The organism is Corynebacterium sp. HMSC08D02, assembly GCF_001807505.1.
GTDB classification, from domain to species: Bacteria; Actinomycetota; Actinomycetes; order Mycobacteriales; family Mycobacteriaceae; genus Corynebacterium; species Corynebacterium pseudogenitalium.
Map to the genome: position 1 here is coordinate 50,307 of NZ_KV789233.1, position 6,036 is coordinate 56,342.

General features: G+C 57.0%; 8 protein-coding genes. 6 read left to right on the forward strand and 2 right to left on the reverse strand.

What is annotated here, in order from left to right:
* Positions 1-228: hypothetical protein (locus tag HMPREF3170_RS11805; protein ID WP_210385485.1), on the forward strand; the 228-nt coding region annotated here is incomplete at its 5' end.
* Positions 229-698: 470 nt separating this feature from the next.
* A complete protein-coding gene (locus HMPREF3170_RS00260) occupies positions 699-1,385 on the forward strand; it encodes an NAD(P)H-binding protein (protein ID WP_070476991.1) in 687 nt (228 codons plus the stop codon).
* Positions 1,386-1,674: 289 nt separating this feature from the next.
* Here HMPREF3170_RS00260 and HMPREF3170_RS11630 read toward each other — a convergent pair whose 3' ends face one another.
* Positions 1,675-1,821 (reverse strand): hypothetical protein, encoded by a 147-nt coding sequence (locus HMPREF3170_RS11630; protein ID WP_168161598.1) that lies wholly within the window; start codon positions 1,819-1,821, stop codon positions 1,675-1,677.
* Positions 1,818-1,961, reverse strand: a complete 144-nt coding sequence (locus tag HMPREF3170_RS11635) for a hypothetical protein (protein WP_168156195.1) — start codon at positions 1,959-1,961, stop codon at positions 1,818-1,820. Before HMPREF3170_RS11635 ends, HMPREF3170_RS11630 begins: the two co-directional genes overlap by 4 nt.
* Positions 1,962-2,225: 264 nt before the next feature.
* Between HMPREF3170_RS11635 and HMPREF3170_RS00265 the strand changes: the two genes are divergently transcribed.
* The 4 genes from HMPREF3170_RS00265 to HMPREF3170_RS00280 are packed head-to-tail and all read left to right on the forward strand — an operon-like array spanning position 2,226 to position 5,989.
* On the forward strand, positions 2,226-3,248 hold the full coding sequence (locus HMPREF3170_RS00265; RefSeq protein WP_070362874.1) for a siderophore ABC transporter substrate-binding protein: 1,023 nt from the start codon (positions 2,226-2,228) through the stop codon (positions 3,246-3,248).
* Positions 3,248-4,222, forward strand: coding sequence for an ABC transporter permease (locus tag HMPREF3170_RS00270; RefSeq protein WP_070476993.1), 975 nt, complete (start codon positions 3,248-3,250; stop codon positions 4,220-4,222). The genes HMPREF3170_RS00265 and HMPREF3170_RS00270 overlap by 1 nt, the downstream gene beginning before the upstream one ends.
* Positions 4,215-5,237: an iron chelate uptake ABC transporter family permease subunit gene (locus HMPREF3170_RS00275; RefSeq protein WP_070476994.1), complete on the forward strand. Its 1,023-nt coding sequence runs from the start codon at positions 4,215-4,217 to the stop codon at positions 5,235-5,237. The genes HMPREF3170_RS00270 and HMPREF3170_RS00275 overlap by 8 nt, the downstream gene beginning before the upstream one ends.
* Positions 5,234-5,989 carry an iron ABC transporter ATP-binding protein gene (locus HMPREF3170_RS00280; RefSeq protein WP_070362871.1) on the forward strand — a complete coding sequence of 252 codons (756 nt, stop codon included), beginning with the start codon at positions 5,234-5,236 and terminating at the stop codon, positions 5,987-5,989. Before HMPREF3170_RS00275 ends, HMPREF3170_RS00280 begins: the two co-directional genes overlap by 4 nt.
* The last annotated feature ends 47 nt before the right edge of the window (positions 5,990-6,036 follow it).

Here is a 6,036-nt window from a genome sequence, read left to right on the forward strand (position 1 = left end):
GGCTATATGCGACCGCCCAACGCACAGGCGGCTGATTCTAGTCCCCTAGAGCCTTCGATCTCGCTGGGGTCCCTGCGCTACCAGCAGACTCCATACCACACTCCAGACATCATTCGGTGTCGATTTCTCAAAACGGGCGAATGGAACTGTTTTGAAAACCATATCTGGTTGTTGGCCGAGGTCATCCCAGGAAACCAGATAGATTTATACACACAAAATGTCCCTTAAGCCGCTATTCCATCGGCTTCAGGTTGCATACCTGGTGCTCGGTAGACCGAGCTTGTTACGCTTCAGTGTGACTGTCCCTAAGGAATGGATCGGGTTCTAGTGTGAGTCTTCCAAAGGTCCTGTGGATTTGTGTTGGTATTGCGACGGTGATCTTGGCCACCAGAAGCGGGATCCCGTGGGAGCTGACTGTTGTCCTCTGCTTCGTTACCGCCGTAGTGACGGTAAGGCTCGTTGCTTCAGGTTCTGAACCGTCATTCGCACGGGTGGCCATCGGCGCACTTACGATGTGCGCGGTTGCTGGCATTTTCTTACCGCTGGTTCTTCCGCTCGCATATGTCGGATACGTTGCATGGACTTGGTTTTCGATTGTGGGCGATTGTGAAGGAGAGTAACTACAAGTTGAGGGTCTGGGTATGACCCAAATTTCGGCCAACCGTTAGAGAAAGCAGATGACGCGTACAGTGGCGCCCATGACTGAAACGACGACTGCACGCAAGAACGTTCTGTACATCGGTGGCCATGGCAAGGTGGGGCTGTTGGCAGCGCCAAAGCTTGTCGCCGCTGGCCATACTGTCCATTCCCTCATACGCAACCCCGACCAGGCTGCCGATATTGAAGCGCTCGGAGCTACCCCTGTCTTGCGGGACCTAACCGAGATCTCCGTTGAGGACTGGGCTGAGCTCCTTGCCCAGTATGACGTCGCCGTGTGGGGCGCCGGCAACGGTGGACGCGCTGGTGCCGAAGTGACGTGGGCAGTCGACCGCGACGCCGCCCTGGCCTCCATCGCTGGGCTAGAGAAACTGGCTGCGGAGGGGAAGCGAGCACCGGCTTACGTGATGATCTCCTATGTCGGCGCCACTGAGAACACGACTGACCCGTCGGATGAGTCGTGGTATGCGTATGTCGAGTCGAAGAAGGCCGTCGATAAGAAGCTGAATTCGACGGACCTCAACTACCTCATCCTCGGCCCAGCGGCGCTCACCGAAGAGCCTGCTGGGGGCATTACTGTGCTGGACCACGATACTGAGCGTACCGGCACCATGACTACCTCCCGGGAGCTTGTCGCGGATGTGGTTACCGAGGTCGTCGGTCGTGAGCATTTCCCGGCGTCGCCGTTGGAGTTCATTGACGGTGAGGGCAGCGTCAAAGACATCTAGAGGCCAGAGCCCCAAGTGAAAGGTAAAGCGTGATGAGCGAGCCAGTTGAACACGGGTGAAGATTTGCTCGAATACGTGGTGAGTATTGGCCCTATAATGTGAAGCTGGTTTCGGAAGATGAAGCGGATATTGAACTTGCCGATATGGTTGGTGCTCCGTGGGACTCGTTCACCGAAGAGTAAAGCACATAGCTAGTTGTAGCCGTCACTGTGAGTGGCGGCTTTTGGCTTGGAGGGGATCTCACGTTTATTGACGATCGGTAGAATCTCTTCCGTTCCCCTCAGTGACGTTACGCCTTGTCTGTGTACAGGTGGCGGGAGAATGCTGAAAGAGCTGCGGCAGCGCCTATGGCAATCGTCCAGGCCCAGCCGGTCGCCAGATATGCAAGGGTAGTGCCGAGGATGTAGATGGCTGAGTTGTTGAGTGGTGAGTTCATCGGGAAGCATCCTTTCGCACGAGCGCGACTGTGTCCCAGGTGAGGGCGACAACCGCGACCGCAAGCAGGATCCATACGATGGGACTGCTAGGGGCAACGATGTAGGCGAGAAAGAATGCCAAGACTGCGATTGTGGACATTTGAGGTCCTCCTGTCGTACTGACGCGGTGAGATCCAGTGCTCTGAGTATTCTGTCACAGCTAAGGGGTGCTTGCACCAGATGGGCCTGCGGTCAATGGCTGGTTCGATCCGATCTAAGCTGCGTAGATGCAAGACGCGGGGGTAAGAAGAGGGGGACGCCGATAATTACTTTCTTCTCTAAGCCTTGCCTAACTCTCATGGGTGATTTAGGCTGAGTGAGGTAACCCTACCCTTGGATATGAGTAGCAAGGATACTTTTCAACATGATTCGTTTTTCACGTAAGACCATCGTGGCTGTTGCAGCCGCCGCAGCGATGACGCTGACCGCCTGCTCTGAAGCAGAGTCGAACAACGCGTCCACTTCGGAGACCCAGGCTAGCGCCTCCGCTACGACGACTGCCGCGGAAAACGGCACCGTGACCGTGACCGACAACTATGGCGAAAAGACTGTGCCGACTCCGCCGAAGCGCGTCGTTGCGCTCGACAACCGCACCTTCGAGCTCCTGGACTCCTGGGGTGTGAAGCCGGTTGCGGCGCCAAAGAAGTTGGTTTCGAAAGATGTTCCGGGCCTGCGAGACAATGACGATATTGCGGACATCGGCAATCACAAGGAGCCGAATCTGGAGATCATCGTTGCAGCTGACCCGGACGTAATCATCTCGGGCCAGCGTTTTGAAAAGTACGACGACGAGATTCAGAAACTTGTTCCAAACGCAGTACTCGTCGACTTCGAACCACGTGACGATGAACCCTTCGACCGTGAGTTGATCCGTCAGACCCTCGAGCTCGGCGAAATCTTCGGTAAGCAGGCTGAAGCGGAGAAAACCGTCGAAGACTTCACCAAGGCAGTACAGCGTGCTCGCGACGCATACGACCCAGCGCAGACCGTGATGGCTGTCAACGTTTCTGGTGGGGAAATCGGATATGTTGCGCCGGGCATCGGCCGCACCTTTGGCCCCCTCTTTGACCTCATCGGTTTCACTCCGGCGCTGAAGGTAGAAAACGCCTCGAGCGACCACAAGGGTGACGATATTTCTGTTGAGGCTATCGCCGACTCCAACCCAGATTGGATCTTCGCCCTTGACCGCGACGCGGCCATTAAGAAGGAAGGGGAGTCCCCGGCTGCTCTGAGCGTGCTGAGCGACTCTGCCGCACTGCAGAATGTCACCGCAGTCAAGGAGAACCACATCTATGTGGCTCCGCAGGACACCTACATCAACGAGTCCATCCTGACCTACACCGAAATCCTGAACGGCATTGCTGACCAGCTGGAGGCCGCCAAGTAATGGCGCAACCGGGTACGCGCACCCACCCCAAACTTCTTAACTGGAAGCTTGGGGTGGGTCTCGTCATTGTGATCGTGCTGCTGGCCTTGTCCTTATTGGTTGGCCAGTACGACGTTTTTCGATCAAGCGACGGCTGGGACATGTTCAAAACCACCCGCGTTCCGCGCACTATCGCGCTGGTGCTTGCTGGCGCCGCGATGGCGATGAGCGGTCTGATCATGCAGATGCTCACGCAGAACCGCTTCGTCGAGCCCACCACGACGGGTACCACCGAGTGGGCTGGCCTGGGCTTGCTGGCGTCGTACGTATTTTTGCCCGACGGCACGATCCTGCAGCGCATGATCATTTCCGTCACCTTCGCATTCATCGGGACGATGGTCTTCTTTGCGTTCCTTCGGAGGGTGACGCTGCGCTCGAGCCTGATCGTCCCGATCGTCGGCATCATGCTCGGCGCCGTTGTCAGCGCATTCTCCACGTTTTGGGCGCTTCAAACTGACCTGCTTCAGTCGCTCGGGATTTGGTTCGCTGGCTCGTTTACCTCAGTGATTTCCGGGCAGTACGAGGTACTCTGGATCGTCGTCGCGGTCGTGATTGCCGTGTTCTTCTACGCCGACCGCCTTACGGCCGCCGGCCTGGGGGAGGACGTCGCCACGAACATTGGCCTTAACTACGGCCGCATCATCTTGGTCGGAACGAGCCTCGTTGCGGTCGCAGCGGGCGTCGTGACGGTGGTCGTCGGCAATCTTCCTTTTCTTGGGCTCATTGTTCCCAACATTGTTTCCATGATGCGTGGCGACGACCTCCGCTCCAACCTTCCGTGGGTCTGCCTCCTTGGCGTCGGCATCGTCACCGTGTGCGACTTGCTGGCCCGCACGATCATCGCCCCGTTCGAGATCCCGGTGTCCGTCATCTTGGGCATCATCGGTGCGGTGGTTTTCGTCTTCTTGATCGTGAGGCAGAGTCGCCGTGCCTAAACAGCTTATCGACGCCCGCTTCGTCGGAGCCTTCCAATCCACCAAGAGCAAAACCCGCTACTGGATAATTCTTGCGTGCCTTATCATCGCCGCCGTAGGGTTTACTGCCGGTCTGTTGGCGTACGGCAACCCCACGGACTTCGGCACCACCGGATACTGGCTGATTGCGAAGCGCCGTTTGAACTCGGTTATCGCGATGGCGATTGTGGCGCTGTGCCAGGCGGTGGCGACCGTTTCGTTCCAAACGGTGACGAACAACCGCATCATTACGCCGTCCATCATGGGTTTTGAAGCCCTCTACGTGTCGATTCACACCTCGACCGTGTTCTTCCTCGGTGCCGCTGGCCTGAACAATGGATATACGCTCCAGATGTTCGTGCTGCAGCTAGTGCTCATGGTTGGCCTGAGCCTTGTGCTGTACGCGTGGCTGTTGTCCGGAAAGCACGCAAATATGCACGCGATGCTGCTGGTCGGCATCGTGATCGGTGGCGGACTCGGCAGCGTGTCGACGTTCATGCAGCGCCTCCTCACACCAAGCGAGTTCGACGTCCTCACCGCGCGGTTGTTTGGCTCCGTCAACAACGCGGATCCTGAGTACTATCCGGTCGCTATCCCACTCGCGGTCGGCGCCACAGCACTACTGGTCTTCAATTCACGCCACCTCAACGTCCTCGCACTCGGCAGAGATGTCACCGTGAACCTCGGCGTTAGCCACCGATTCCACTCGATCTTCACATTGGTGCTGGTCTCCATCTTGATGGCGGTCTCGACCGCGCTCGTCGGGCCGATGACGTTCCTGGGGTTCCTCGTAGCGACGCTCGCGTACCAATTCTGCGATACCTACGACCACCGTTACATCTTCCCAATGGCAGTACTGCTGGGATTCTGCGTACTCAGTGGCGCCTACTTCATCATGAACCACGTGTTTTATGCGCAGGGCGTCGTGTCAATCATCATTGAGCTCGTCGGTGGCATCACCTTTTTGGCAGTCATCTTGAAGAAGGGACGCTTATGATCACGCTGAAAGAAGTCCGCAAAGACTACGGCGACGACGTCAAAATCGGACCCGTCAATATCGAGATTCCCGCTGGTGGCATCACCGCGCTCGTTGGACCGAACGGTGCGGGCAAGTCGACGCTCCTCACGATGATTGGGCGTCTCTTAGCTATCGACTCCGGCACCGTCGAAATCGGCCGTATGGACGTCACCAGCGCTAAATCAAAAGATCTCGCAAAGATCATCTCGATCTTGCGTCAGGAGAACCACTTTGTGACGCGCCTGACGGTGCGCCAGCTCGTCGGCTTCGGGCGCTTCCCGTACAGCCATGGACGTCTCACTCCCGAGGACGAGCAGATCATCTCGAAGTACATCGACTTCCTTGGTCTCCACGAACTCGAAAACCGTTACCTGGATCAGCTCTCAGGAGGGCAGCGTCAGCGCGCTTACGTTGCGATGGTGCTCTGCCAGGAAACTGACTATGTTCTTCTCGACGAACCACTAAACAATCTCGACATTGCACACTCGGTGGAAATGATGAAGCACCTGTACTCCGCCGCGAGGGACTTCGGGCGGACCATCATCATCGTGCTGCACGACATCAACTTCGCAGCGAAGTACGCCGACTACATCTGCGCCACCAAGGATGGTCAGATCGCCGCGTTTGGGACTCCGCGCGAAATCATGAACGACGAGTTGCTCACGCAAATCTTCAACACGCCCGTGCATGTAATTGAGGGCCCGGATGGGCCACTCGCTACATATCACTAAAACGCTCGTTACGCAGGCGATTTGTGTTGTTTGTTGGTTCGTGGTTA